Origin of the sequence: Bradyrhizobium sp. HKCCYLS20291 (assembly GCF_051167715.1) — a bacterium.
Lineage (GTDB): Bacteria > Pseudomonadota > Alphaproteobacteria > Rhizobiales > Xanthobacteraceae > Bradyrhizobium.
Genome location: NZ_JBNPTO010000001.1, coordinates 168157 through 193089, shown reverse-complemented (window position 1 = coordinate 193089; position 24933 = coordinate 168157). Strand labels below are relative to the sequence as shown.

The 24933-nt window shown below is 66.8% G+C and carries 21 protein-coding genes; 10 read left to right on the top strand and 11 right to left on the bottom strand.

All coding sequences use genetic code 11. The features are described from left to right. Positions 1-69: 69 nt before the first annotated feature. Entirely contained in the window at positions 70-1446 is a 1377-nt protein-coding gene (locus ACQR07_RS00835) for an Nramp family divalent metal transporter (RefSeq protein WP_434900503.1), read from the bottom strand. A 373-nt stretch (positions 1447-1819) separates the two neighbouring features. On the opposite strand from ACQR07_RS00835, the gene ACQR07_RS00830 reads away from it, so the two are divergent. Beyond that, a complete protein-coding gene (locus ACQR07_RS00830) occupies positions 1820-3046 on the top strand; it encodes an MFS transporter (RefSeq protein WP_434900502.1) in 1227 nt (408 codons plus the stop codon). On the opposite strand, the gene ACQR07_RS00825 is transcribed toward ACQR07_RS00830, so the two are convergent. Genes ACQR07_RS00825 through arsC form a run of 3 tightly spaced genes read right to left on the bottom strand, consistent with a single transcriptional unit; the run spans position 3043 to position 5235 of the window. Further along, complete coding sequence (locus tag ACQR07_RS00825; RefSeq protein ID WP_434900501.1) at positions 3043-3477, bottom strand: universal stress protein; 435 nt, start codon at positions 3475-3477, stop codon at positions 3043-3045. The two genes, ACQR07_RS00830 and ACQR07_RS00825, sit on opposite strands and share 4 nt — an antisense overlap. Positions 3478-3537: 60 nt before the next feature. Further along, the gene (locus tag ACQR07_RS00820; protein ID WP_434900500.1) at positions 3538-4809 is read right to left on the bottom strand and encodes an adenylate/guanylate cyclase domain-containing protein; all 1272 of its coding nucleotides are present in this window, start codon (positions 4807-4809) and stop codon (positions 3538-3540) included. A 21-nt stretch (positions 4810-4830) separates the two neighbouring features. Beyond that, complete coding sequence (arsC, locus tag ACQR07_RS00815) at positions 4831-5235, bottom strand: arsenate reductase (glutaredoxin) (protein WP_434900499.1); 405 nt, start codon at positions 5233-5235, stop codon at positions 4831-4833. 215 nt (positions 5236-5450) lie between these two features. Here arsC and ACQR07_RS00810 point away from each other — a divergent pair, with 215 nt between their 5' ends. After that, the gene (locus tag ACQR07_RS00810) at positions 5451-6269 is read left to right on the top strand and encodes a chromate resistance protein ChrB domain-containing protein (protein ID WP_434900498.1); all 819 of its coding nucleotides are present in this window, start codon (positions 5451-5453) and stop codon (positions 6267-6269) included. Continuing rightward, positions 6266-7657, top strand: coding sequence for a chromate efflux transporter (gene chrA, locus ACQR07_RS00805; RefSeq protein WP_434900497.1), 1392 nt, complete (start codon positions 6266-6268; stop codon positions 7655-7657). The genes ACQR07_RS00810 and chrA overlap by 4 nt, the downstream gene beginning before the upstream one ends. A gap of 12 nt (positions 7658-7669) precedes the next feature. Here chrA and ACQR07_RS00800 read toward each other — a convergent pair whose 3' ends face one another. Further along, positions 7670-8644 (bottom strand): cation diffusion facilitator family transporter, encoded by a 975-nt coding sequence (locus tag ACQR07_RS00800; RefSeq protein WP_434900496.1) that lies wholly within the window; start codon positions 8642-8644, stop codon positions 7670-7672. Positions 8645-8911: 267 nt separating this feature from the next. Continuing rightward, positions 8912-11164, bottom strand: coding sequence for a DNA topoisomerase IV subunit A (parC, locus tag ACQR07_RS00795; RefSeq protein ID WP_434900495.1), 2253 nt, complete (start codon positions 11162-11164; stop codon positions 8912-8914). 348 nt (positions 11165-11512) lie between these two features. Here parC and ACQR07_RS00790 point away from each other — a divergent pair, with 348 nt between their 5' ends. From ACQR07_RS00790 to ACQR07_RS00765, 6 genes are all read left to right on the top strand, one after another. After that, a complete protein-coding gene (locus ACQR07_RS00790; RefSeq protein ID WP_434900494.1) occupies positions 11513-12343 on the top strand; it encodes an alpha/beta fold hydrolase in 831 nt (276 codons plus the stop codon). Positions 12344-13084: 741 nt separating this feature from the next. After that, complete coding sequence (locus ACQR07_RS00785; RefSeq protein WP_434866817.1) at positions 13085-13303, top strand: hypothetical protein; 219 nt, start codon at positions 13085-13087, stop codon at positions 13301-13303. Between the two features lie 158 nt (positions 13304-13461). Further along, positions 13462-14673 carry an ABC transporter substrate-binding protein gene (locus tag ACQR07_RS00780; RefSeq protein WP_434900493.1) on the top strand — a complete coding sequence of 404 codons (1212 nt, stop codon included), beginning with the start codon at positions 13462-13464 and terminating at the stop codon, positions 14671-14673. A gap of 10 nt (positions 14674-14683) precedes the next feature. Further along, the gene (locus tag ACQR07_RS00775; protein WP_434900492.1) at positions 14684-16417 is read left to right on the top strand and encodes an FAD-dependent oxidoreductase; all 1734 of its coding nucleotides are present in this window, start codon (positions 14684-14686) and stop codon (positions 16415-16417) included. Beyond that, the gene (locus ACQR07_RS00770; RefSeq protein ID WP_434900491.1) at positions 16414-17175 is read left to right on the top strand and encodes an SDR family NAD(P)-dependent oxidoreductase; all 762 of its coding nucleotides are present in this window, start codon (positions 16414-16416) and stop codon (positions 17173-17175) included. Before ACQR07_RS00775 ends, ACQR07_RS00770 begins: the two co-directional genes overlap by 4 nt. Before the next feature lie 28 nt (positions 17176-17203). After that, positions 17204-17995: an IclR family transcriptional regulator gene (locus ACQR07_RS00765; RefSeq protein ID WP_434900490.1), complete on the top strand. Its 792-nt coding sequence runs from the start codon at positions 17204-17206 to the stop codon at positions 17993-17995. 3 nt (positions 17996-17998) lie between these two features. Here ACQR07_RS00765 and ACQR07_RS00760 read toward each other — a convergent pair whose 3' ends face one another. The 3 genes from ACQR07_RS00760 to ACQR07_RS00750 all read right to left on the bottom strand — a co-directional run bounded on the left by ACQR07_RS00760 (position 17999) and on the right by ACQR07_RS00750 (position 22231). Next, positions 17999-18622, bottom strand: coding sequence for a glutathione S-transferase family protein (locus ACQR07_RS00760; RefSeq protein WP_434900489.1), 624 nt, complete (start codon positions 18620-18622; stop codon positions 17999-18001). A gap of 321 nt (positions 18623-18943) precedes the next feature. Further along, entirely contained in the window at positions 18944-20545 is a 1602-nt protein-coding gene (locus tag ACQR07_RS00755) for an FAD-binding protein (protein ID WP_434900488.1), read from the bottom strand. A 24-nt stretch (positions 20546-20569) separates the two neighbouring features. Next, positions 20570-22231 carry an acetolactate synthase large subunit gene (locus tag ACQR07_RS00750; RefSeq protein WP_434900487.1) on the bottom strand — a complete coding sequence of 554 codons (1662 nt, stop codon included), beginning with the start codon at positions 22229-22231 and terminating at the stop codon, positions 20570-20572. A 156-nt stretch (positions 22232-22387) separates the two neighbouring features. Here ACQR07_RS00750 and ACQR07_RS00745 point away from each other — a divergent pair, with 156 nt between their 5' ends. Beyond that, positions 22388-23446, top strand: a complete 1059-nt coding sequence (locus ACQR07_RS00745) for a LysR family transcriptional regulator (RefSeq protein WP_434900486.1) — start codon at positions 22388-22390, stop codon at positions 23444-23446. 15 nt (positions 23447-23461) lie between these two features. Here the strand turns inward: ACQR07_RS00745 and ACQR07_RS00740 are convergent, their stop codons facing one another. Beyond that, on the bottom strand, positions 23462-23872 hold the full coding sequence (locus ACQR07_RS00740) for an ACT domain-containing protein (RefSeq protein ID WP_434900485.1): 411 nt from the start codon (positions 23870-23872) through the stop codon (positions 23462-23464). Positions 23873-23881: 9 nt separating this feature from the next. Beyond that, positions 23882-24868 (bottom strand): glutathione S-transferase family protein, encoded by a 987-nt coding sequence (locus ACQR07_RS00735; protein WP_434900484.1) that lies wholly within the window; start codon positions 24866-24868, stop codon positions 23882-23884. Positions 24869-24933 lie beyond the last annotated feature (65 nt).

Genomic DNA, 24933 nt, shown 5'->3' with positions numbered 1-24933 from the left:
AGGGGCGAATGGCGAATAGGGAGTAGCGAATAAGGCTTCTCCTCTTCCACTATTCGCTACTCACCTCCATCATCCCGTCGCCAAATCCCACACCAGCTTGGCATTCAGCCCGATGATCGCGATGGCGATTAGTCCGGCGATCGCAGTCAACCAGCGCGGCGCGACGAACTGCCCCATCTTGGCGCGGCTGGCGGTGATCAGCACCAGCGGCACGATCGCGAATGGCAGCTGCAGGCTGAGCACGACCTGGCTGAGGATCAGGAGCTGACCGGTCGCCTTTTCGCCGGCCCAGATCGTCACCACGACCGCCGGGACGATCGCGATCATCCGAGTGATCAGGCGGCGCAGCCACGGCGCGATGCGCCATTGCAGGAAGCCTTCCATGACGATCTGTCCGGACAGGGTCGCGGTGATCGTCGAATTCAGGCCGCAGCACAACAGCGCGATCGCAAACAGCGTCGGCGCCAGCGTCGATCCGAGCAGCGGCGCCAGGAAAGAGTGCGCCTGGTCGAGCTCGGCCACGTCATGCTGCCCGGTGCGGTGGAACGTCGCCGCCGCCAGGATCAGGATCGAGGCGTTGATGGTCAGGGCCAGGCAGAGCGCGATGGTGGAATCGATGGTCGACAGCGTGATCGCCTCACGCTTCTCGGCAGGGCTGTCGCCATAGCCGCGGGTCTGCACCAACCCCGAATGGAGGTACAGATTGTGCGGCATCACGGTCGCGCCGAGAATGCCGAGCGCGAGATAGAGCATTTCGGGATTGGCGATCAGCTGGCCGCTCGGCACGAAGCCCTTGACCACCTCGGCCCAGTCCGGCTGGGCCATCGCGATCTGGATCGCGAAGCACAGCGCGATGATGCCGAGCAGCGCGACCACGAAAGCCTCGATCCAGCGGAAGCCGAACGCCTGCAGCGCCAGAATGAGGAAGACGTCGAGCGCGGTGACGCAGACGCCGATCGACAGCGGCAGCCCGAACAGCAGGCTGAGCCCGATCGCCGTGCCGATGACCTCGGCGAGGTCGGTCGCCGTGATCGCGATCTCGGCCGACAGCCACAGCGGCACCGAGACCCAGCGAGGCGTCGAATCGCGGCAGGCCTGGGCCAGGTCACGGCCGGTCGCAACCCCGAGGCGCGTGCACAGCGACTGCAGCACGATCGCCATCAGGTTCGACAACAGCGCGACCGAGAGCAGCACGTAGCCGAACTTGGAGCCGCCGGCGAGCGAGGTCGCCCAGTTGCCGGGGTCCATGTAGCCCACGGCGACCAGATAGCCCGGGCCGAGAAAGGCGATCAGCTTGCGCCACAGCGATCCTGTCGCGGTGGTTCGCACCGAGGCGAACATGTCGCCCAGCGACGGCTCTCCGCGCTCGCCGCGCCAGCCCTCACGGCCATCACTCGGCGGCAGCATCACGTGCAACTGCGAAAGGTCTGACGATTTTGCGTCCATCATGGCATCCTGAACGAAACCGACCTTTAATGCAACTTATTTGCAAGTGCATGCATGGTCGTCGCGTTTGGCGCGGTGGAGGCTGTGTCGTTCGTCACATTCATGCTCGCCTCTGCTGGGCGCGCAAATGGCGAGCCCGGTCGTATCGTCATGTGAATGGTAACGGGTCGCACCTGACATGATCCCGTCGCGTCTGCGAAACTCGGCCACCGACCTGTCTGAAACGCTTGTGGCGCCCTGCAAGATTTGTGACGGGTCCAGCCGGCGCGTCGGCGACGGGGTATGTGAAGGCTAGCGGAGCGATCAGAAACCGGGTGGGCCGCAAGGGTCTTGGCGCCGATGATGTCAGCATCATCACCACAGGTTCCGCATCATGCTGCCCTCGCCCACCCTGCCCGCCAGCTTCCAGCGCCTCGCCTGGTCCAACCTTGCAGCACAATCCGCCGAGCAGATCGCGCTCGCTGCCGCGCCCATCGTGGCCGTGCTTGCGCTCGGCGTCGGCGAAGGCGAGACCGGCCTGCTGCAGACCGCGCTGACCGCGCCGTTCGTTTTGTTCGCCATTCCCGCCGGCCTGCTCGCGGACCGCATGCCACGGCGGCGACTGATGGCGGCGGCGGAAGCGGTGCGCGCGCTGGCGCTGCTGGCGATCCTCATCGCCTTCGCGACCGGCGCGCTGACGCTGTCGCTGCTGGCCGCGCTCGGCTTCACCGCGGTGTGCGGCACCGTGGTGTTCAGCGTCGCGGCACCAGCCCTGGTGCCGAGCCTGGTCGACCCGGCGCAGCTGGCCGCGGCGAACGCGCGGATCGAGCTCGCCCGCACGATCGCCTTCGCCGGCGGGCCGGCCTTGGGCGGCATGCTGGTCGGCTGGATCGGCGGGGCGCCCGCCTTTGGCTGCGCCGCTGCGCTCTCACTGGTGGCCGTGCTGTGCCTCGCCGGCATCGCCGAGCCCGCCCGCACGGTCCTGCCGCGCCGCCATCCGCTGGCCGAGATCAAGGAGGGCGCCGCCTTCGTGTTCAGTCACGCGCTGTTGCGGCCGGTGTTCGCGACCCAGTTCATCTTCAACACCGCGCATTTCCTGCTGCTCGCCGTGTTCGTGCCCTATGCCGTCCATCGGCTCGGCCTGTCGGCCGGCGGCGTTGGGACGGTGCTGTCGATGTTCGGCATCGGCATGGTCTGCGGCGCGCTGCTGGCGACGCGGATCATGCGGCGCCTGCCGTTCGGCACCGTGATCGGGCTCGGGCCCGTCACCGGCTTCGCCGCGGCGCTGGTGATGGCGCTGACGACGCTCGTGCCCTCTCCGCTCCTCGCGGCACTGAGCTTCTTCCTGCTCGGCGCCGGCCCGATCCTCTGGGTCATCTCGACCACCACGCTGCGGCAATCGGTGACGCCGGCCGGCCTGCTCGGGCGCGTCTCGGCCATCAACATCCTGAGCTACGGCGCCCGTCCCTTGGGCTCGCTGCTCGGCGCCGCGGTCGGCGCCAGGTACGGCGCGGATATGTGCCTCTATCTTGCATCGGCCATCTTCGGCCTGCAGGCGCTGGTCATCGTCACCTCGCCGGTCGTCGGCATCGCGCGCCAGCCGGTGCCGCAGCCGGCCTAGCGATACACCAGGATCGGCACGGTCGAATGCGTCAGCACCTTCAGGGTCTCGCTGCCGAGAATGGCCGAAACGCCGCGCAGGCCGTGGGAGGCCATCAGCACCAGGTCGCAATCCTCGTTGCGCGCCGTCTCGACGATCGCCTCATAGGGCTTGTCGTGCTCGACGCAGAGCGTTGCGCAGGCGACGCCGGCCTGCTCCGCATCGTCCTTGACGTGGTCGAGATATTTCGCGGTCTGATCGGCGACCAGCGACTTGTACTGTGCCAGCGCCTTGGTGGCGGCATGTGGATCGACGACCAGCGAATGCAGCGGCGTCGACACCACCAGCGCGGTGACCTTCGCTCCGGTCGCTTTCGCCAGCGCGACGCCGTGCCGGACCGCGGCCTTGGACAGATCGGATCCATCGGTTGGTAGCAAGATATGCGTGTACATGAGCTTCGTCTCCCCGTGGGAGAGGCTGGGCAGACTCGCATCGGCGGGCATTGACGTGGGTCAAGCCTGCGACATCTCGTCCGCCAGGTAGTTCTCATAGGCGCGGGTCGCAGGCGCGCTCGCCGCAATCTCCGGATCGAGCGTGAACAGGTCCTGCGCACGGCCGATGCCGCGCAGCGCGTAACGGCCGGTCGACACCAGATAGCGGCGGCCCTCGTCGTCCAACCCTGCGCAGAATTCGGAGGACGCCAGCAGCTCCCGGTCGACAGAGCGGCACATCGAGGCAATGCGGCTGACCTCGTTGACCGCCGGTCCGACGACGGTGAAGTCGAGCCGGTCCTCGCTGCCGATGTTGCCGTAGAACACCTCGCCGACATGCAGACCGACATAGGCCGACGTCACCGGCCGGCCCTCACCGCTCCGTCGTGCATTGAGCTTGGCGATGTTGAGCCTGAAGCGATGCTCGGCGCGCAGCGCGGCCTGACGGGCCGACGCCATGTCGCCGGTGAAGATCGCCAGCACGCCGTCGCCGATCAGCTTCAGCACGTCGCCGCCGGCCTCGTAGATGGCGTCGATCGACGCCTCCGCATAGTCGTTGAGCAGCGGGATGATCTCGTCGGGCGAGATGCTCTCGGAGATCGCGGTCGAGCTGCGCAAATCGGAGAACCACAGCACCGCATTGATGCGCTCGGTGACGCCGCGGGAGATTCGGCCGCGCAGCACCTGCTCGGACGCGTCGCGGCCGAGATAGACCCGGCCGAGCGTGCGCACGATGTCGACCTGCTGCGCGGACTTGATCGTCAGCGCCAGCACCGGCACCAGGTCCCGCAATGCGCCGATCTGCGCGTCGGTGAAACCGCCGTCGCACCGCGTCAGCCAATTCGAATAGAAGCAGTCCATCTGCCCGAGCGTACCGGCGTCGCCGAAGCGGTGCACGAAGGCGACATAGTGCCGATGCCCCTGTCCGGAAAGCTCACCGATGACTGGAAAGTCGAGATGGGCGGCATTGAGCAGGTCGATGCGGAACTCGTCATCTCCGGTCTCCAGCATGTGGTGGAAGACGGAGCGCCGCCAGTTCTGTGCCGCTTCTCCCTCGTTGCTCGAGCCATATTCGAAGCTGTCGGCCTCGTTGGTGTCGAGATCGTTCCAGCGGAAGCCGCGTCCCTCGAAAATCGGATGCAGCGTGTCGATGATCCCCATGCTGCGCGACAATGCGAGTCCGGCCGCGCAGCAGCGCTCACAGAAGCCGCGCAGGATGTCGTTCTCCGGCACGCCGGTCAGGCCCTGAGCCACGAGCCAGTTCATCACATCGAGACGGGTCGCGGTGTCCATTTCAACTCACATCCTCAAACTTCAAGCCGGCCGGCTCACCACCTCGCCGTCCTCCTTGGTGAAGGAAGCGACGGGATGGTCGAGCAGGTCGAGCACCAGCTCGGACGGGCGGCAGAGCCGCGCGCCCTTGCCCGTCACCACGATCGGCCGGTTGATCAGGATCGGATGTGCGAGCATCACCTCGATCAGCTGGTCGTCGCTCCATTTGGCATCGCCGAGCCCGAGCTCGGCATACGGCGTCCCCTTCTCGCGCAGCACGTCGCGGACCTTGATTCCCATCGCGTTGATCAGCGCAATCAGCTGCTCACGGCTGGGCGGTGTCTTCAGGTATTCGATCACGACGGGCTCCTCGCCGGAGGCTCGGATCATCGCCAGCGTGTTGCGCGACGTGCCGCAGGCCGGATTGTGATAGATCGTTACGGTCATGATTGGCTTGAATCTTCTTTGCAGGTGATGATGCGCGCGCCGTGGCGCGGCGGACATCGCGGCCGGTCGGGCGAGCGCCGATCATACCGCGACGCGACGACGATTGACACGACGAACCGGTTTCGCTGTAATGTTCCGCATGGGGACTTCGCGATCTCCCCACGAGGCGACATGCCCAAGTATCGCGTCCCGTCATTTTGACACGAGGACGCATCATGTCATCCTTCGCATCGATTTCTCCTGACAAGCTCGGCCGGCTGATCGGAACACCGCAGTGCCCGGTGCTGATCGAGGTGTGCACGGACGCCGACCGTGCCGCCGATCCACGGTTGATTCCCGGCGCCATCCAGCGGTGCGCCGAGGAGGCTCCGCAATGGGCTCCAGAATTTGCCGGCCGCTCCGTGATCGTGATCTGCAAGCGCGGCGGCAAGCTGGCGCAAGGGACTGCGGCCTGGCTTCGCGTTGCCAAGGCATCGGCCGAAACGCTGGAGGGTGGCTTCGAGGCTTGGGCGGCAGCGAACCTGCCGCTGGTTCCCGCCGCCAAGCTGCCGCCGCGCAATGCCGACGGGCGAACGGTCTGGGTCACCCGCGCCCGGCCGAAGATCGACCGCATCGCCTGCCCGTGGCTGATCCGCCGCTTCGTCGACCCGCACGCCGTGTTTCTCTACGTCGCGCCGTCCGATGTCATGGCCGTCGCCGAGCGTTTCAAGGCTGTGCCATTCGACGTCGAGAACACGTTCTGGAGCCATCGCGGCGAGCTCTGCACGTTCGACGTGATGATCGAGGAGCTCGGCCTGGCGACACCGGCACTGTTGCGGCTTGCCACGATCGTGCGCGCCGCGGACACCGCGCGGCTCGATCTCAGCCCGGAGGCGCCGGGCCTGCTTGCGGCGTCGCTCGGCCTGTCGCGCATTTATGACGACGACCTCGCGCAACTCGAGGCTGGCCTTGGGCTCTATGATGCGTTCTATCGCTGGTGCCGTGATGCAACGGCCGAATCGCACAATTGGCCGACCAACAGAGTGAAGCCATGACCGAGCTGGTCTCATCGACAGCCTCCACCGAAGCTGACGCCACCCATGGCGTCAGCTTCAACGAGGCCTTCAAGGTCTGGCTGCGGGTGGCGCTGCTGTCGTTCGGCGGCCCGGCCGGCCAGATCGCGGTCATGCATCGGATCATCGTCGACGAGAAGCGCTGGGTCTCGGAGAGCCGGTTCCTGCACGCGCTCAACTATTGCATGCTCCTGCCCGGCCCCGAGGCGCAGCAGCTCGCGACCTATATCGGCTGGCTGATGCACCGGACGGCCGGCGGCCTGATGGCCGGCGGCCTGTTCATTCTGCCCGGCATCGTCGCGATCATGGCGCTGAGCTGGATCTACGTCTCCTTCGGCCACGTCTGGTTCGTCGAGGCATTGTTCTTCGGCCTGAAGGCCGTGGTGCTCGCGATCGTCATCCAGGCGGTGGTGCGCGTCGGCAGCCGCGCATTGCGCAACAACGTCATGATCGCCCTCGCGGCGATCGCCTTCATCGCGATCTTCTTCTTCGCGGTGCCGTTTCCGCTCATCATCATTGCCGCCGGCGTGATCGGCTATCTCGGCGCGCGTACCGGTCGCCCCGAGTTCGCCGCGGCGGGCCACGGAGGCGGCAAGAACGGCGACGGCGACAGCGCGCTCGGAGAGGTGCTTCCCGATCACGCCAAGCCGAATGCGCGGCGAACGATCGTCACCGCCCTCGTCTGGCTCGCGCTGTGGCTCATCCCGGTGATCGCGCTGGTTGCCTCGCTGGGCGCAGCGAACACGTTCAGCCAGATCGCGCTGTTCTTCAGCAAGATGGCGATGGTGACGTTCGGCGGCGCCTATGCGGTGCTCGCCTATGTCGGCCAGCAGGCGGTGGAGCACTATCATTGGCTGCAGCCTGCGGAGATGCTCGACGGTCTCGGCATGGCCGAGACCACGCCGGGACCGCTGATCATGGTGCTGCAGTTCGTCGGCTTCATCGCCGCCGCGCGCGATGGCGGATCGCTGTCGCCGCTGATCGCCGGCACGCTGGGCGGCCTGCTCGCCACCTGGGTGACATTCGCGCCGTGCTTCCTGTGGATCTTCGTCGGGGCGCCGTACATCGAGGTTCTGCGCGGCAACAAGGGTCTCTCCGGCGCGCTCGGGGCGATCACCGCGGCGGTGGTCGGCGTGATCCTCAATCTGTCGATCTGGTTCGCGCTGCATACGCTGTTCCGCAAGACCGTTCCGGTGAGCGGCTTCGGCCTCGACTTCGATGCGCCCGTGCTGTCGAGCGTCGATGGCCCAGCGCTGGCGCTGGCGATCGCCGCGGCGGTGGCGATCATCCGCTTCAAGCAGGGCATGCTCACCGTCCTCGCCGCCTCCTGCGCCGCCGGTGTTCTGCTCAGACTGGCGGGCTGGAGCTGAGGCATCGGCGGCCTACACCACGTCGGCCGGCGCCAGCTTGCATGGCTTGCCGTCGGCCTCGATCTGCAGGGTCGGATGCTGGATGTTGAAGCGGCGGGACAGCTCGGCGCAGATCTGATGCAGGAACGCGTCGTCGGTGCCGTCGGGGCACACCAGATGCGCGGTCAGCGCGGTCTCGTTGGTGCTCATCGCCCAGACGTGCAGATCGTGCACCTCGTGGACGCCGTCGAGCGAGGCGAGATAGTCGCGCACCGCCGGCAGCGCGATGTCGCGCGGCACGGCATCGAGCGCGAGGTTGACGCTGTCGCGCGCCAGCTCCCAACCGCTCAGCAGGATGACGATGGCGATGACGATGCTGACCACGGGATCGACCCACAGCCAGCCGGTCCAGATCGTGATGAGCGCCGCAACGACGACGCCGAGCGAAACGGCGGCGTCGGCCGCCATGTGCAGATAGGCGCCGCGGATATTGAGGTCGGTGTCGCGGCCGTGCATGAACAGCATGGCCGTGGCACCATTGATGATGATGCCGAGCGCCGCCACCCACAGCACGGTGACGCCGGCCACCTCGCCCGGATTGCGCAGGCGGTCGAACGCCTCGACCGCGATGCCGCCGACGACGAGCAGCAGCAGGCCGGCATTGATCAGCGCGGCCAGGATCGAGGCGCGCCGATAACCGTAGGTGTGGCGATCGGTCGGCCGCCGCGCCGACAGCCACAGCGCGCCCCAGGCCAGCAGCAGCGACATCACGTCGGAGAGATTGTGGACGGCGTCCGAGATCAGCGCCAGTGAATGCGCGGCATAGCCGAAGATCAGCTCGGCGACGACGAAGGCGGAGTTGAGCGAGACGCCGATCGCAAACGCCATGCCGAAGCTGGCGGGGGCATGGCTGTGGCCGGCGTGGCCGTGGGAATGCGAATGACCGTGGGCGTGACCATCGGAATGATCATGATCGTGGTCGTCGTGATGCGAATGGGAGTGCGCCATGAGACCACTTAACAGGTGCTGATAACGGAATGAGATGTCGTCCCGGCGAACGCCGGGACCCATAACCACCGGCGGCAATCGGTTGGCACGCGCGTCGTTCCAGCTTGCCCCATCCCGCGTCCCTGTGGCTATGGGTCCCGGGTCGGCGCCCCACGCGCTATGCGCGCGGGGCTTGCCCGGGACGACGACCTTCTTTGTCGGTCCGGCTGTTGCCAAATCGGACCATCGGAAGATCGCCGAGCTTCGCTCATCTCACGCCCGCCCGCCTCACTCGATCGGCCGGTTGAACTTGTTCGACTTCGGAAGGCCCGCCGCGATGCGGCCGGCGTCGGCGCGGTTGCCGCGGAAGTCGGCCAGCTCCTTCCAGCTCAGGCCCTGGTCGCGGCCGGCGGAGTCCTTCCAGGCCAGCCCCTGCTTCTGCTCGAACGTGGTGACGTCGGACAGCTGCGCGCTGGTGTACTTCTGCAGCCGCACGCCGCGGCCGCGCGCCATCTCCGGCACCTGGTCGAGCCCGAACACCACCATCTTGTGGTTGGTGCCGATGACCGCGACCTGATCGCCCGTGACGGTCGTGATCGCGCGCGCCTCGGCCGGCGCGGTGACGTTCAGCACCTGCTTGCCCTTTCGGGTGTTGCTGAGGCAATCCTCTTCCTTGACCACGAATCCCTGGCCGTCGGAGGCCGCGACCAGGAACTTGCGTTCCCCCTTGGTGACGAACATCGAGACGATCGAGGCGTCCTGGTCGAGATCGATGAACATGCGGATCGGCTCGCCATGGCCGCGGCCGCCGGGCAGCTTGCCGACGTCGAGCGAGTAGAACTTGCCGTTGGTCGCGAACAGCAGCACCTTCGAGGTGTTCTCGGCAAAGAAGGATTGGCCGAGCTGGTCATCGGTCTTGAACTGCAGGTTCGACAGATCGGCGACGTGGCCCTTGAGCGTGCGCACCCAGCCCTTGTCGGAGACGACCACCGTCACCGGCTCGCGCTCGATGAAGGCTTCCTCGATGGCGGCCAGATCATGCTCAGGCGCATCGGCGAAGTTGGTGCGGCGCTTGCCGAGCGGGGTCTTCGGCCCGAACAGGTCGCGCACCGTCTTGACCTGCTCGCCGACCTTGGCCCACTGCAGCTCCTCCGACCCGAGCAGCGCATTGATGCCCTTCAGCTCGCCGCGCAGGTTCTTGTCCTCGGTGCGGATCTCCATTTCCTCGAGCTTGCGCAGGGAGCGCAGGCGCATGTTGAGGATCGCCTCGGCCTGCACCTCGGTGAGCTTGAAGGTCTTCATCAAGACCGGCTTCGGCTCGTCCTCGGTGCGGATGATCCGGATCACCTCGTCGATGTTGAGGTAGGCGATCAGATAGCCGCCGAGGATCTCGAGCCGATTCTCGATCTGCTTCTTGCGGTAGTTCGAGCGCCGCAGCAGCACGTCGCGCAGATGGTCGAGCCATTCGCGCAGGCACTCGGCGAGGCCGACCACCTTCGGAATCTTGCCCTTGATCAGGACGTTGAGGTTCAGCGGAATCTTGTTCTCGAGATCGGTCAGCCGGAACAGCGATTCCATCATCAGCGCGGGATCGACGTTCTTCGACTTCGGCTCGATGACGAGCCGGACGTCCTCGGCGGATTCGTCGCGGACGTCGCCGACCAGCGGCAGCTTCTTCTCGTTGAGCAGCTCGGCGATCTTCTCGACCAGGCGCGACTTCTGCACCAGATACGGGATCTCGGTGATGACGACGATCCAGGTGCCGCGGTTGCCTTCTTCCTGCTTCCACTTGGCGCGGACGCGGAACGAGCCGCGGCCGGTGGTGTAGGCCTCGATGATCTGTTCCTTGGAATCGATCACGGTGCCGCCGGTCGGGAAGTCCGGGCCCTTCACCCAGCGCAGCAGCGCGCGCGACTTGGCATCCGGCTTCTCGATTAGATGCAGCGCGGCGTCGCACAGCTCGGCCGCGTTGTGCGGCGGGATCGAGGTCGCCATGCCCACCGCGATGCCCTGGGCGCCGTTGGCGAGCAGGTTCGGAAAGCCGCCGGGCAGCACCACCGGTTCTTTCGACTGGCCGTCGTAGTTCGGACGGAACTCGACGCCGTCCTCGTCAATGCCTTCGAGCAGCAGACGCGCGACATCGGTCATGCGCGCTTCGGTATAGCGATAGGCCGCCGGATTATCGCCGTCGATATTGCCGAAATTGCCCTGGCCGTCGACCAGCGGATAGCGCGACGAGAAATCCTGCGCGAGGCGCACCATCGCGTCGTAGATCGCCTGGTCACCGTGCGGATGGAACGAGCCCATCACGTCGCCGACGATCTTGGCGGACTTCTTGAACGCGGTGCCGGGATCGAGCCGCAGCAGCCGCATGCCATACAGGATGCGCCGATGCACCGGCTTGAGGCCGTCACGCGCGTCGGGCAGCGCACGATGCATGATGGTCGAGAGCGCATAGGCGAGATAGCGCTCTTCGAGCGCATCCCGCAGCGTCACCTCGTGGATCTCCGCCGGCTCCGGCGGAATCAGTGATTTTCCCATAAGCGAGAGCTTTCAGTGGGTTAGCCCAAAGACTTGAGCTGAAACGAACGATTTGGGAACACGCTTTATGCGATCGCGGCCGTGGGCGCAACGACGGGCCTGTCCGGTTCCCCGCCGAACGGCGCAAAACGGCCGGAATGGAACCGCATCGCAGCCCGTCAAATATGCAGCCTGCTCGACCCTGCCGCAGCTCCGCGCCCACGAATTGCGCAGGCCGATGCGCTTCGGCGTGCAACGATGTCGCACACTATTCTGTGTAGCTGAGATCGTCATGCTGCACCGCTAAGGTGACCGCGCGCCGCGCCTTGAACGCGGCTAGTCCCATGCAGTGAGAAAGGCAGATTCCCCATGAGCTCAGGATTCGTGACGACATCGGACGGCACGCAGATCTTCTACAAGGATTGGGGCTCGGGCCAGCCGATCGTGTTTCACCATGGCTGGCCGCTGTCGTCGGACGATTGGGACGCACAGATGCTGTTCTTCCTCGGCAAGGGTTTTCGCGTCATCGCCCATGACCGGCGCGGCCACGGCCGCTCCAGCCAGACCGAGCACGGCAACGAGATGGACACCTACGCCGCCGATGTCGCGGCACTCGCCGCCAAGCTCGACCTGAAGGACGCGGTTCACGTCGGCCACTCCACCGGCGGCGGCGAGGTCGCGCGCTACGTGGCGAAGCACGGCAAGGGCCGCGTCGCCAAGGCCGCGCTGCTCGGCGCGGTGCCGCCGATCATGGTGAAGAGCGAGAGCAATCCAGGCGGGTTGCCGATCGAGGTGTTCGACGGCTTCCGCGCGGCGCTCGCCGCCAACCGCGCGCAGTTCTTCCTCGATATCCCGACCGGCCCGTTCTACGGCTTCAACCGCGACGGCGCCAAGGTGTCCGAGGGCGTGATCCGCAACTGGTGGCGCCAGGGCATGATGGGCGGCACCAAGGCGCATTATGATTGCATCAAGGCGTTCTCGGAAACCGACTTCACTGGGGATCTCAAGGCTATCGACGTGCCGGTGCTGCTGATGCATGGCGAGGATGACCAGATCGTACCGATCGACGATTCCGCGCGCATCGGCATCAAGCTCTTGAAGCATGGGACGCTGAAGACCTATCCGGGCTTCCCGCACGGCATGGCCACCACGCATGCCGACGTGATCAACGCGGATCTGCTGGCCTTCATCAAGGGGTAGCTCCAAAACCGCCGTCATCGCGAGCGTAGCGAAGCGATCCAGAGCACCGCGACGACTCTGGATTGCTTCGTCGCCTTCGGCTCCTCGCAATGACGATGGCATGCGTCTCTTCGTTCTCGCGGCGCAATCCGCGCCCGAGCTATCAAGATCGATCCGCCCTCATCTAACAGGAGGGCGCAGGGAAGGCCGGACCTCGACTGAGGCCCGTGGCCCGCCTGCGAAAAAAATGCAGGCGGCAGGAACCACAGGTCAGCCGGACGACCCGGCCCTCCCTGCGCGATGGGCTACCGACTTATACGCAGTCTCCCCGGTGTCCGGCTTGTTAGCCACCGTCATCAGCGCGATGCGCGAAGGCATCCGTCGCCGACTTGGCACCAGCATCGGGGCGCCAGGACGCTGCGATTTCATCGTCCTGCCGGCTTCGTTCGTCCGCACGCCGTGAAGCGCGCTGCGAGCCGACAGGCCACCGCTCCCCGCCTCGCGTGTCGTGACGATCGCGCGCAACGCCCCTCCGACTGAGGCGGGATGCGCGGAAACATCGTCCTGATTTGCCCGACGACACAAGTCGATCGGCTGCGACAGATTGGCTCGACGGGCAATCCGCGCATGGCAGGTCAGCTTGTTCTGTATACCCGAATTTCGGCTGAGCCGGAACCGCTGCCGCCGCCGGCGCGTTGCCAACTGACAATTGTGCCGCGTGATCGATGTCCCCCGAAGCTTCTCGCTGCGGACACTTCTTCCATGAAGGACTTCTCAGACGCCGCCTTTGCACCCGACGTGATCGCGCTGATGACCGAGGCGCTCGATGGGGCGGTCGCCGCCCTCCCCGAGCCGGTCAGTTCCACTCATGTCAACCTGCTCGCCGAATCTGTGCTTCGCACCGCCAAGACCGGCGAACGCGACCCCGCCGTGATGCAGCGACTTGCCCTGCTCGAACTGCAGATCATGCCGCGCGTGTAGGACGGATTCACTTCCAGCGCCCCGCACTGAACTCTGCCACTTCATGGCGGCTGACGTTGTGCGCCGCATTACCGCCATTCGTCATTGACAAATCTATTTGCCATTGCCTAACTTCCCTGCATCACCGCCGACAGAGCGGAGCAACCGGGAGGATCTTCATGCGACGGCAGCTGCTCGCCTGCGCGTTTGTGGCAACGGCATCATTCATTGCGACGAGTGCGTCGGCTCAGGTTTCAGACGACGTGGTGAGGATCGGCGTGCTGACCGACCTGTCGAGCTGGGGACGTGACAACAGCGGTCCGGGCTCGGTTGAAGCGGCGAAGATGGCGGTCGAGGAGTTCGGCCCCACCGTGCTCGGCAAGCCGATCGAGATCATCAGCGCCGATCACCAGATGAAGACCGACGTCGGCACCACCATCGTTCGCGACTGGTTCGACAACGGCAAGGTCGACGCCGTGGTCGACATTCCCAACTCCGGCATCGCGATCGCCGTGCACAACATGGTGCGCGAGCGCAACAAGATCGCGCTGCTGTCGGGGCCCGGCGCGAGCTCGCTGACCGACGAGCTGTGCAGCCCCAACACCGTGCATTTCACCTACGACACCTATGCGCTGTCGAAGGTGACCACCTCGGCCGTGATCGGCCAGGGCGGCAAGTCCTGGTACTTCATCACCGCGGACTATGCGTTCGGCCAGCAGCTGGAAAAGGACGCGACCCGCTTCATCAAGGAGCTCGGCGGCACCATCCTCGGCGGCGTCAAGCATCCGACCAACACCGCCGACTTCTCGTCCTTCGCGCTGCAGGCGCAGAGCTCGAAGGCCGATGTCGTCGCCTTCGCCAACGCCGGCCAGGACACCGACAATGCGATCAAGCAGTCCGGCGAGTTCGGCCTCGTCAAGGGCGGCCAGAAGCTGGTCGGCCTCTTGATGTTCGACACCGACGTGCACGCGATCGGGCTCGAGGCGGCGCAGGGTACTTACATGACCACGGCGTCGTACTGGGCGATGGACGACAAGACCCGCGCCTGGTCGCAAAAATTCTTTGCCCGCACCAAGGTGATGCCGACGATGATCCAGACCGGCGTCTACGGCTCCGTGCTGCATTATCTCAAGGCCATCAAGGCGGCCGGCACCGACGATGCCAAGACGGTCATGGCGAAGATGCGCGAGCTGCCGATCGAGGATACCTTCGTGCACGGTGGCAAGCTGCGCGAGGACGGCCGCGTCATCCGCGACATGTATCTCGCCCGCGTCAAGAAGCCGTCGGAATCGAAGGAGCCGTGGGACTATCTGGAGATCATCAAGACCGTGAAGGGCGAGGATGCGTTCCGGCCGGTCTCGGAATCCAAGTGCCCGCTGTTGAAGAAGTAGGAGCGCACGCATGAGCGGAGCCGATGCCAGAGACGGCGATACCTATGATTGCGACGTGCTGGTGGTCGGCTCCGGCTGTGCCGGGCTGTCGGCAGCGGTCACCGCAGCCCATGCCGGGCTGAAGGTGGTCGTCACCGAAAAGGAGCCGCGGTTCGGCGGCACCACGGCGCGCTCCGGCGGCTGGCTGTGGATCCCGGGCACGTCGCTCGCGAAGGCCTGGGGCATCGACGAGCCGCCGGAACTGGCGCGCACCTATCTGCGCCACGAGGCCGGCAACAGCTTTGATGCGGCGCGCGTCGACGCGTTCCTGACCAAGGGTCCTGAGGCCGTCGATTTCTTCACCGGCAAGACAGCGCTGAAGTTCGACATGCCGCTGACCTTCCCGGACTATCACGCGGAGGCGCCGGGCGGCACGCAGGGCGGCCGCTCGATGGTGACACGGCCGTTCGACGGCCGCGAGCTCGGCGACCACATCAAGGATCTCGGGCAGCCGCTGCCCGAGCTCACCGTGTTCGGCATGATGCTCGGCTCCGGCAAGGAGATCATCCATTTCATGCGCGCGACGAAGTCGCTGACCTCGGCGTTCTACGTCGCCAAGCGGCTGTCGAAACATGCAATGGACGTGCTGCGCCATGGTCGCGGCATGACGCTGACCAACGGCAATGCGCTGGCCGGGCGGCTGGCGAAGTCCGCGTTCGATCTCGGCATTCCCTTGTGGCTGTCCTCGCCCGTGGCCGAGCTGATCCGCGACGGCGAGGCCGTGCGCGGCGCTGTCGTGACGCGGCAGGGCAAGCGGGTCAGGGTCAATGCGCGGCTCGGCGTGGTGCTCGCCTGCGGCGGCTTTCCGCATGATGTCGACAGACGCAAGGCAATGTTCCCGCATGCGCCGACCGGCCAGGAGCATTTTTCGCCCGGCCCCATTGGCAACACCGGCGATGGGCTGCGGCTGGCCGAAGCCGTCGGCGGCCGCGTCGAGGATGGGCTGCCGCATGCGGCCGCATGGGTGCCGGTCTCCGTCACCACCCGCAAGGACGGCAGCAAGGGCGTGATGCCGCACTTCATCGACCGCGCCAAGCCGGGCGTGATCGCGGTCGCCGCGGACGGCGTGCGCTTCGCCAACGAGGGCAATTCCTACCACGACTTCGTGCAGGCGATGGTCAAGGCGGCCAAGCCGGGGCGCGAGATCGCAGCGTATTTGATCACCGACCATCGCTCGCTGCGCCGCTACGGTCTCGGCTGCGTGCCGCCGTTCCCGATGCCGCTCGGGCACCATCTCAGCACGGGCTATCTCAAGCGCGGCGCGACGCTGGCCGAACTGGCGCGCGTCACCGGCATCGATGCGATGTCGCTGGAGGCCACGGTGGCTGCGTTCAATGCCGACGCCGCACTCGGCCAGGACCCGACCTTCGGCAAGGGCTCGCGCGCCTACAACCGCTACCAGGGCGATGCGCTGCACGGGCCGAACCCGTGCGTGGCGCCGATCAAGGACGGGCCGTTCTACGCCATCAAGATGGTGATCGGCGATCTCGGCACCTATGCCGGCATCCGCACCGACGAACATGCCCGCGCGCTCGATGCCCAGGGTCAGCCGATCGAGGGGCTGTATGCCGCCGGCAACGACATGGCGAGCATCATGGGCGGCAACTATCCCGGCGCCGGCATCACGCTGGGGCCGGCGCTCACCTTCGGCTACATTGCCGGCCGGCATCTCGCCGAACGTGCCGCCCAAAGGAGCGCCGCATGAGCGACCATCAGATGTTGGCCGGAAAGCTCGCGCTGGTGACCGGCGCCGGCAATGGCAATGGCCGTGCCATCGCGCTCGGGCTCGCCGACCGCGGCGCCGACGTCGTTATCACCGACATCGACACTGACGGCGCCGAGCGCTGCGCGGCCGAGATCCGCGGGCGCGGCCGCAAGGCGTGGGCGCATCGGCTCGATGTCACCGACGCCGCCGGCTGCACCGCGTTAGCCGCGCAGTTACGGGCTGAGGTCGGCGCCATCGCCATCCTCGTCAACAATGCCGGCATCATCATCCGCGAGAACATCGACTCGCCGCGGGCCGCAGAGAATTGGCAGCGGGTCATCGACGTCAATCTCAACGGCGTATTCAACGTCACCTATGCGTTTCTCGCCGCCTTGCGCGAGACGCGCGGCACGATCGTCAACATCGCCTCGGTCGCCTCCTTCATCGGCATCAGCAACACGCTCGGCTATTCGCCGTCCAAGGGCGGCGTGAAGTCGCTGACCCAGGCGCTGGCGCGCGAGCTTGCCGCCGACGGCATCCGCGTCAATGCGATCGCGCCCGGCGTGATCGCGACCGCGATGACGGAGTCCACGCGCAACGATCCGCAGCGGCTCGCCGGCTTCATGAGCCGCACGCCGCTCGGCCGTGTCGGCCAGCCGGAGGAGCTCGTCGGTCCCGTGGTGTTCCTGGTCTCCGACATGGCGTCCTACGTCAACGGCGTGACCTTGCCGGTCGACGGCGGCTTCCTCGCGGTGTAGGCAGCGGCCGGACCAGGGGCATCACAGCATGGGCAGAGAGAGCCGCGGCATCCAGTCGATCGAGGTTGGCGGCAGCTTGCTGCAGGCCTTGGCGCGCAGCGGCGAGCCGATGATGCTGCGCGACCTCGCGCGCGAGGCCGGGCTGCCGCCGGCCAAGGCGCATCCCTACCTCGTCAGCTTCTCGCGCATCGGCCTGATCGAGCAGGACGAGACCACCGGCCGCTACGAGATCGGCCCGCTCGCGCTCGAGCTCGGCCTGATCAGCCTGCGAAGACTATCAGCGGTGCGGATCGCGACGCCGAAGATCGCCGCGCTCGCGAGTGCGATCGATCACGCGGTGTCGCTCGCGGTGTGGGGCACCAACGGACCGACGGTGGTGCGGCTGGAGGAGCCGAGCCACGCCGTGCACATCGTGATGCGCGTCGGCTCGATCATGGCGCTCTTGGAGACCGCGACGGGACGCGCCTTCGCGGCGTTCCTGCCGCCCAAGACGGTGAAGGCGGCGCTCGACGCCGGCCTCGATCATCTCGGCGTCGGCTACAATCCGAAGCGCGCGCCGAAGAGCCCGAAGGTCGCGGAGATGCTGGACGAGGTGCGCGCGCAAGGCCTCGCCCGCGCCGTCGGTGATCCCCTGCCCGGCGTCAATGCCTTCGCAGCCCCCGTGTTCGACCACGCCGGGCACGTCGCGCTGGTCATCACCGCGATGGGACCCGCCGGCAGCTTCGATGCCGGCTGGCAATCGCCGCTGGCGAACCGGCTGCGCGCCTGCGCCGCCGAGATCTCCAAACAGCTCGGCCACGGCACGGTGCTGCAGCCGTAGAGCCTACGCCGCGGCCGACTGCTTCTCCGGCCATGGCTCGGACCACGCCGGCAGCCGCATCAGTCCATCGATCCAGCGGACGATGTTTGGAAACGACTCCAGCGGCATCTCGGCCTCGCGCCAGTCGGTGGCCATCGAGGCCGCCGCGAAATCGGCGATCGTCAGCCGGTCGCAGGCGACGTGGCTGTGCGCGCGCAGATGCGCGTCGAGCACGGATGCGAACGTCTTGAGCGGCGCGACCTTGTCGACCAGCGCCGCGCGGTTCGGCGCCCCCAGGCCGAAATTCTTGCGCACGATGTGCTCGAAATAGAATGGCGCCACCGCCGGGTTCCAGTGGCTGTCCGTCCACGCCAGCCAGCGCAGCACCTCGACCTGCTCCTGCGGATCGCGCGCCGGCCACATGTCGCAGCTCTCGCGGATGCAGAGGTGGGCCATGATGGCATTGGACTCCCACAGCACCGTCTCGCCGTCGACCAGCACCGGCGCCTTCATGTTGGGATTGAGCGCGGCGAAGTCCGGCGTCTTGAGGCCGCGGCTGATGTCGATGAACTCGGCGGGCACACCGAGATGCTTGACCAGCGCCAGCACGCGCCGCGGGGCCTGGGCCTTGATCCAATAGATCTTCATCGAGGGTCTCCTTGGCTGATGCCTTGAAGACGAACGCGGAGGGGCAGGATCGACAGCCGCTCACGGAAAAAATTGTCGCGGCTAACCCACACTATATCGCCGTCATTCCGGGGCGCCCGCAGGGCGAGCCCGGAATCCATACCCACAGGCCATCATGGCTGGGCAAGATGGCTGTGGGCGTCGATCTCGTTTTACCAAACGCAGTCGTGGTTATGGATTCCGGGCTCGCCCTGCGGGCGCCCCGGAATGACGGGCGGAGAGTTCCTGGCTTCGAACCAACGACGCGTCTGTCTCACCGGGCGTCGCGCGCCGCCGCGCTCCTCACATCGCGCGCGCGGCCGCCCGGGCGGTGAGAATGCAGCCCGGCAGGAAGGTGCCCTCCAGCGAGCGCTTGCCCGAGGCGCCGCCGCCGCCGAAGCCGGCGGCTTCGCCGACGGCATAGAGGCCGCTGATCGGGCTGCCCGCGGCGTCGAGCACCCGGCTCTGCAGATCGGTCTTGAGACCGCCGAGGCTCTTGCGGGTGATCAGCTGCATGTGGATCGCGATGTAAGGCCCTGCCCCGCTCATCTGCAGCGGCTCCGGCTTGCAGGTGCGGAGCTTGTCGGGGCCCCACTGCCGCGCGTGCACAATGCGGCGCAGCTGATCGTCGTTGTGGAGCTTGTCGCCGTTGGCGAAATTGGCGTCGAAGCTGTCAGCCGTCGCCTGGAGCACCTCGGGCTTGACGTCGTCGGTGCCGGTGAGCGCATTCATCTTGGCGGCGAGGCCGGCCAGGGTCTCGTCGACCAGGAAGTGCCGGCTCTCGCGCTGCATCTGGCTGATGAGGCGGTGGTTGCCGAGCAGCGTCTCCTTGAGGAACATCGCCATCTGCCGGTCGCGGATGCGCGGGTTGTGCTCGGCGCCCGAGATCGCGAACTCCTTGGCGGCGATGCGCCAGTTCAAGAGGTGCCACGTATACGGCTTCTCCTGCGCCGCCACGCGCTGACACAGCGTATGCGTATCGAAGCCGGTGACCAGCGGCTCCGGCCCGATGCGCTCGCCGCGATGGTTGAGCCAAAGCGCGGATTTGCATGGCACCAGCGACAGGCCATGGCCCTCGAAGTGCGGAAACGGATGCGGAATGCCGGCCGCGTAGTTCCACATCTCGCCGGCGTGGGTAATCTCGGCGCCAACGGCCTCGACCGCATGGCGATGCAGCCTGCCGTCCGCGAACGGATGCGCGCCGTTGAGCATCGATGCCGGCAGCGGCCGGCCCTTCACCCAATTGGCGCGGACCTCGTCATGGCTGCCATTGATGCCGCCCATCGCCAGCACCACGAGCGGCGCGGCGACCCTGATCTCGGCCCCGGTCTCTTCATCAATGGCGACGACGCCGGACATTGCACCGGCGGCGCGGTCGAGGCCGACGACGCGGTGACGGTGCAGCACGGTGAGCTTGCCACCCTTGTCAGAGGCACGCATCGCCTCGATCATCACGCGCGTCAGCCGCTGCGAGGTGCCCCAGACGATGTGATAGCGCGGCAGCGCATTGCCGTCGCCCTGTAGCCCGCGCTCGACCCAGTTCACCGCCGGCATGAAGGTCACGCCATGCGACGAGAGCCAATCGTAGACCTCGCTCCGCGAATGCTCGACGTAATAGCGCGCCCATTGCAGCGGCCAGTGCTCGGTGTCGTCGAGCTCGCCGAACCTGATCCAGTCGCGTAGCGCGATCTCTGGCGTATCCGGGATCTTCATGCGCGCCTGCAGCGGCGTGCCCACCAGCGCCATGCCGCCGAACGCCCACAGCGCCAGGCCGCCGAAGCGCTCCGGCGTGTCGCGGTCGACGATGGTGACCGACTTGCCGGCCCGCAGCGCCTCGAGCGCGGTGACGATGCCGGCGAGACCGCCGCCGGCGATGACGACATCGGATCGAAGCGTCGTGCTCATGTCAGCCTGCTCCAGCCCGGCGTGTCACGGCGCGATCTTGCGCTTGAGCGCGTGCGCCACCGGCCGCGGCATCCGCTCTAGCGAGCCCAACAGATGCGGCAGCAGCTTCAGCTTCAGCCCGGTGAGCGCCGGCGGCACCATCGCCTCGATCAGATGCGGTCCCGGCCGGTCCAGCGCGCCCTTCAGCGCGCAGGTGAATTCGTCCGGCGTGCTGACGCGGGTCGCGCGCACGCCCATGCCGTCGGCGATCTGCGCCAGCTTCAGGACCGGCCCGTGCAGGTCGAGCTGCGATCGCGCCTTCGGTCCGATCTTCTCGGCGCCGACGCGCTCGAGCTCGACATTGAGCACCGAATAGGACGCGTTGTTGAAGATCACGGCGGTGACGTTGAGCCGCTCGCGCGCAATCGTCCACAGCGACTGGATCGTGTACATCGAGCTGCCGTCGCCGATCAGCGCGATCACCGGCCGGTCGGGACAGGCGATCGCGGCGCCGATCGCATTCGGCAAACCTTGTCCGATGGCGCCGCCGGTCAGCGTGATCAGGTCGTGCCGCGGCGCGCCGGCCGTGAACTTCGACAGCATCAGGCCGGAGCTGATGGCCTCGTCGACGATGATGGCGTTCTCGGGCAGCAGATGCCCGACCGCCTTGCAGACCTTCTCGGCCGTCAGCTTGTTGCCGCGCGGGCGTCCGGGCCGCGAGGCCGGCGCCACGACCGGCGTGGCGTTCTCGGCCTCGAGCGCGGCGGCCAGCCTGGTCAGGCTGCCGGCCGCGTCCTGCGCCGGTGTCGACAGGGTCAGCACCTTGCAGCCGTCATGCGGCAGATAGCTCTTCTTGCCAGGATAGGCGAAGAACGACACCGGCGCCTTGGCGTCGACCAGGACCAGCGTGTCGAACTCCTTGAGCTGCAACGTCGCCATCTCGGCGAGGTAGGCGATGCGCTCCACGCCGGGCAGGCCGGCGCCGCGCTGCATGCGGGTCGGAAAGGTCTCGGCGAAGATCTTGACGCCGCGGGCCGCGGCGATGCGCGCCGCCGCCAGCAGCGATTCCTCGTGCAGTGCCGTGCCGCCGAGCAGAATGGCGCTGCGGCCGCCCGCCTTGATCGCCTCCGCGACCGCCCTGATGGTCGCCTCGTCGGCGGCGGCCGGCGGCGCGATCACCGGCGCCGGCTCGGCCACGCCGCCCTCGCCCCAGGACACGTCGGCCGGCAGGATCAGGGTCGCAACCTGCCCGGGCCACGAGCACGCCGCCTTCACCGCCGCGGCCGCGTCGCGGCCGAGCTCCGACGTCACCTGGGAGGTCCAGACGAATTCGGGCGAGACGTTGCGGGCGACGGTCTCGATGTCGGACTGCAGCTGCGCATCATATTTGACGTGATAGGTGGCGTGGTCGCCGACGATGTTGACCAGGGGCACCTTGCCCTTGCGGGCATTGTGCAGGTTGGCGAGGCCGTTGCCGAGGCCACAGCCGAGATGCAGCAGCGTCGCCGCCGGCATGCCGGTCATGCGGGCGTAGCCGTCGGCCGCACCGGTCGCGACGCCCTCGAACAGGCACAACACGGCGCGCATCTCCGGCGCCGAATCGAGCGCCGCCACGAAATGCATCTCCGAGGTGCCGGGATTGGTGAAGCAGACCCGCACACCACAATTGACGAGGGTCTGGACCAGAGCTTGCGCACCATTGGACATGGAAAAAGCCTGTTTCCGGGGGATACGCCGAAGCACGGGTCGACCTGTCCGGTCCCCGCCGTGGCATTTCCCCTGATGTATTTGCGCCATTTTGGAATTGACCGTCCCAGAAATCCAATGAATTGTCGTGGCTTGATCAATGATCTCGGTTCATCGATGAACACGCCCACCCTGCGCCAGCTGCAGCAGCTGGTCTATCTCGCGGAAGAGCGGCATTTCGCCCGGGCCGCCCAGCGCGCCTATGTCACGCAATCGGCGTTGAGCCGCAGCTTGCAGAATCTGGAGGATACCGCCGGGATGCGGCTATTCGACCGCAACTCGCGCTCGGTGGAGATCACGCCGGTCGGCCAGCGGCTGGTCGCCCGCGCCCGGTCGCTGCTGTCGGGGGCCGACGATCTCGGCCGCGAGATGCGGCTGCTGCGCTCGGGAGATGCTGGCGAGGTGACCGTGGGCTGCGGCGCATTCACCGGGTTGACGCTGCTGCCGGATGCCATGGCTCGGCTGTATTCGGAGCATCCGTCCGTCCGCATCAAATTGGTGCAGGACAATTGGCGAGCCCTGATGGAGGCACTGCAGCAAGGCAAGCTCGATTTCTTCCTGGCGCACATCACCGACATCCGCCCCGATGACAGCCTGGACATCGAGCCGCTCGGCAGCCTGCCCGGCCACTTCTACTGTCGGTCGACGCATCCGCTGGCGCGCCGGCGCGAGGTTTCGGCACGCGATCTCGCCGGCCATCATTTCGCCTCCGTTGCGCTGCCGCCGGATTTCAGCCGGCGCCTGCATGCCCTCATCGCCGGGCCGAGCGGACGCGGCTTCGAGGTCGCACTCGAATCGGAGAATGCCGGCCTGTTGGTACAAATGGCCCTGCGGTCCGATGTCATCCTCGTCGCGGGCGATGCCGTCCTGACCCAGGAGCTTGCCTCCGGGCAGCTGGTTCGGCTCAAGGTGGCCGAGCTGAAGGAGCCCCGCACGCCCGACCTGTTGATCGCGCAGTTTGGCATCTTGCGGCTGAAGGGCCGTACGCTGTCGCCCGCAGCGATGATGCTGGCCGACCTGGTGCGCGCGCAGGCCGAGCGCATTCTGATCGCGCCAGAGCGGCCTCCGGCGTCCCGCGGCACGCGTGACACCAAGCGATCGTCGGCCACGCCGCGCAAGAAGCCGAGCGCGCTCCGGCGCGGCCGGGCGCGTCACGTCGGCAGAGGCAAGGCCTGACCCGGTCGCTCGCCGTCACCGGGAGGCGGTGTGGCGAGACATCTCCTGCAGGAGCAGCACGGCTTCGTCAGCGCGAGCTTCCGGCACGAACAGATGATCGTGGTGAAACGCGGAGACCGCGTTGACGCTGATGCCGGCAGCCGCGAGCGTCGTCGTCACGGCGGCAAGGAAACCCACCGCGTCGAGCGCTGAGTGCACCGAGAGCGTGATCAGGCGCGCGGAGAAATGATAGCTCAGCCCTGCCCGCTCCGCATCCTCACGCCGCACGATCAGGGTGGTCGCTTCTCGCTCACGGAATAGCATCAGCGGCGTCAGCCCGGCTGGCGGGCCGACCTCCGGCGCGACGGTGCAGAACACGAAGACGCCGTCCTGCAGCTCGGGCGACATCGTGCGCAGCAGACAATCGAGATCGCGCTCGGCGGCCATGAGCCCTCGTCAGGCCGATGCGAGATGCGCGCGTCCATGCGGCGCCGTGAAATCCTGCTTCGGCCCGACCGGCACGATTCCGGTTGGATTGATGGTGCGGTGGCTCTCGTAATAATGCCGCTTGATGTGCTCGATGTTCACAGTCGCGGCGATGCCCGGCCACTGGTAGAGATCGCGCGTGTGGGCTGCGAGATGCCGATAGTCGGCGATGCGGCGGATGTTGCACTTGAAGTGGCCGACATAGACGGCATCGAAGCGGATCAGCGTCGTGAACAGCCGGATGTCGGCTTCGGTCATGGCATCGCCGAGCAGGAAGCGGCGTGTGGACAGAATCTCCTCGAGCCAGTCGAGCGTCGCAAACAGCGGCGCGATCGCCTCCTCATAGGCGGCCTGCGTGGTCGCGAAGCCGCATTTGTAGACGCCGTTGTTGAGCGTGTCGTAGACGCGGGCATTGATCGCGTCGATCTCGCCGCGCAGGGTCTCCGGATAGTAGTCGCCGGACAAGGCGCCGACGCCGTCGAAGGCCGAATTGAGCATGCGGATGATCTCGGCCGACTCGTTGTTCACGATCGTCCGCTGCGCCTTGTCCCACAGCACCGGCACCGTGACGCGCCCGGAATAGGTGTTCTCGGCGGCCGTGTAGACCTGGTGCAGATAGTGAGCGTGGTTGACGTCATCGGCCACGACGCCGGGCCCTTCCGCAAACGTCCAGCCCTGCTCGCGCATCAGCCAGTGCACGACGGACACCGAGATCATGTCGCCGAGCCCCTTCAGCGCGCGCATGATCAGAGTGCGGTGCGCCCATGGGCAGGCCAGGCTGACATACAGATGATAGCGTCCAGCCTCCGCCTTGAAGCCGCCGGAACCGGTCGGCCCCGGACGGCCGTCAGCGGTGACGAAGCTGCGGAACGCCGAATCCTTCCGCACGAAGCGGCCGCCGGAGGCCGCCGTATCGTACCAGACATCGTGCCACTGGCCGTCGACCAGAAGTCCCATCACGCTCTCCTCACCCTCCGGCCCGGGGCTGCACGCCTCGCGAACCGCTGGAGAGGAGTACACGG

Excerpts from the sequence above, each read along its gene's own strand:
- ACQR07_RS00835 (WP_434900503.1), bottom strand. The coding sequence starts at position 1,446 with ATGGACGCAAAATCGTCAGACCTTTCGCAGTTGCACGTGATGCTGCCG.
- ACQR07_RS00830 (WP_434900502.1), top strand. The coding sequence starts at position 1,820 with ATGCTGCCCTCGCCCACCCTGCCCGCCAGCTTCCAGCGCCTCGCCTGG.
- ACQR07_RS00825 (WP_434900501.1), bottom strand. The coding sequence starts at position 3,477 with ATGTACACGCATATCTTGCTACCAACCGATGGATCCGATCTGTCCAAG.
- ACQR07_RS00820 (WP_434900500.1), bottom strand. The coding sequence starts at position 4,809 with ATGGACACCGCGACCCGTCTCGATGTGATGAACTGGCTCGTGGCTCAG.
- arsC (WP_434900499.1), bottom strand. The coding sequence starts at position 5,235 with ATGACCGTAACGATCTATCACAATCCGGCCTGCGGCACGTCGCGCAAC.
- ACQR07_RS00810 (WP_434900498.1), top strand. The coding sequence starts at position 5,451 with ATGTCATCCTTCGCATCGATTTCTCCTGACAAGCTCGGCCGGCTGATC.
- chrA (WP_434900497.1), top strand. The coding sequence starts at position 6,266 with ATGACCGAGCTGGTCTCATCGACAGCCTCCACCGAAGCTGACGCCACC.
- ACQR07_RS00800 (WP_434900496.1), bottom strand. The coding sequence starts at position 8,644 with ATGGCGCACTCCCATTCGCATCACGACGACCACGATCATGATCATTCC.
- parC (WP_434900495.1), bottom strand. The coding sequence starts at position 11,164 with ATGGGAAAATCACTGATTCCGCCGGAGCCGGCGGAGATCCACGAGGTG.
- ACQR07_RS00790 (WP_434900494.1), top strand. The coding sequence starts at position 11,513 with ATGAGCTCAGGATTCGTGACGACATCGGACGGCACGCAGATCTTCTAC.
- ACQR07_RS00785 (WP_434866817.1), top strand. The coding sequence starts at position 13,085 with ATGAAGGACTTCTCAGACGCCGCCTTTGCACCCGACGTGATCGCGCTG.
- ACQR07_RS00780 (WP_434900493.1), top strand. The coding sequence starts at position 13,462 with ATGCGACGGCAGCTGCTCGCCTGCGCGTTTGTGGCAACGGCATCATTC.
- ACQR07_RS00775 (WP_434900492.1), top strand. The coding sequence starts at position 14,684 with ATGAGCGGAGCCGATGCCAGAGACGGCGATACCTATGATTGCGACGTG.
- ACQR07_RS00770 (WP_434900491.1), top strand. The coding sequence starts at position 16,414 with ATGAGCGACCATCAGATGTTGGCCGGAAAGCTCGCGCTGGTGACCGGC.
- ACQR07_RS00765 (WP_434900490.1), top strand. The coding sequence starts at position 17,204 with ATGGGCAGAGAGAGCCGCGGCATCCAGTCGATCGAGGTTGGCGGCAGC.
- ACQR07_RS00760 (WP_434900489.1), bottom strand. The coding sequence starts at position 18,622 with ATGAAGATCTATTGGATCAAGGCCCAGGCCCCGCGGCGCGTGCTGGCG.
- ACQR07_RS00755 (WP_434900488.1), bottom strand. The coding sequence starts at position 20,545 with ATGAGCACGACGCTTCGATCCGATGTCGTCATCGCCGGCGGCGGTCTC.
- ACQR07_RS00750 (WP_434900487.1), bottom strand. The coding sequence starts at position 22,231 with ATGTCCAATGGTGCGCAAGCTCTGGTCCAGACCCTCGTCAATTGTGGT.
- ACQR07_RS00745 (WP_434900486.1), top strand. The coding sequence starts at position 22,388 with ATGAACACGCCCACCCTGCGCCAGCTGCAGCAGCTGGTCTATCTCGCG.
- ACQR07_RS00740 (WP_434900485.1), bottom strand. The coding sequence starts at position 23,872 with ATGGCCGCCGAGCGCGATCTCGATTGTCTGCTGCGCACGATGTCGCCC.
- ACQR07_RS00735 (WP_434900484.1), bottom strand. The coding sequence starts at position 24,868 with ATGGGACTTCTGGTCGACGGCCAGTGGCACGATGTCTGGTACGATACG.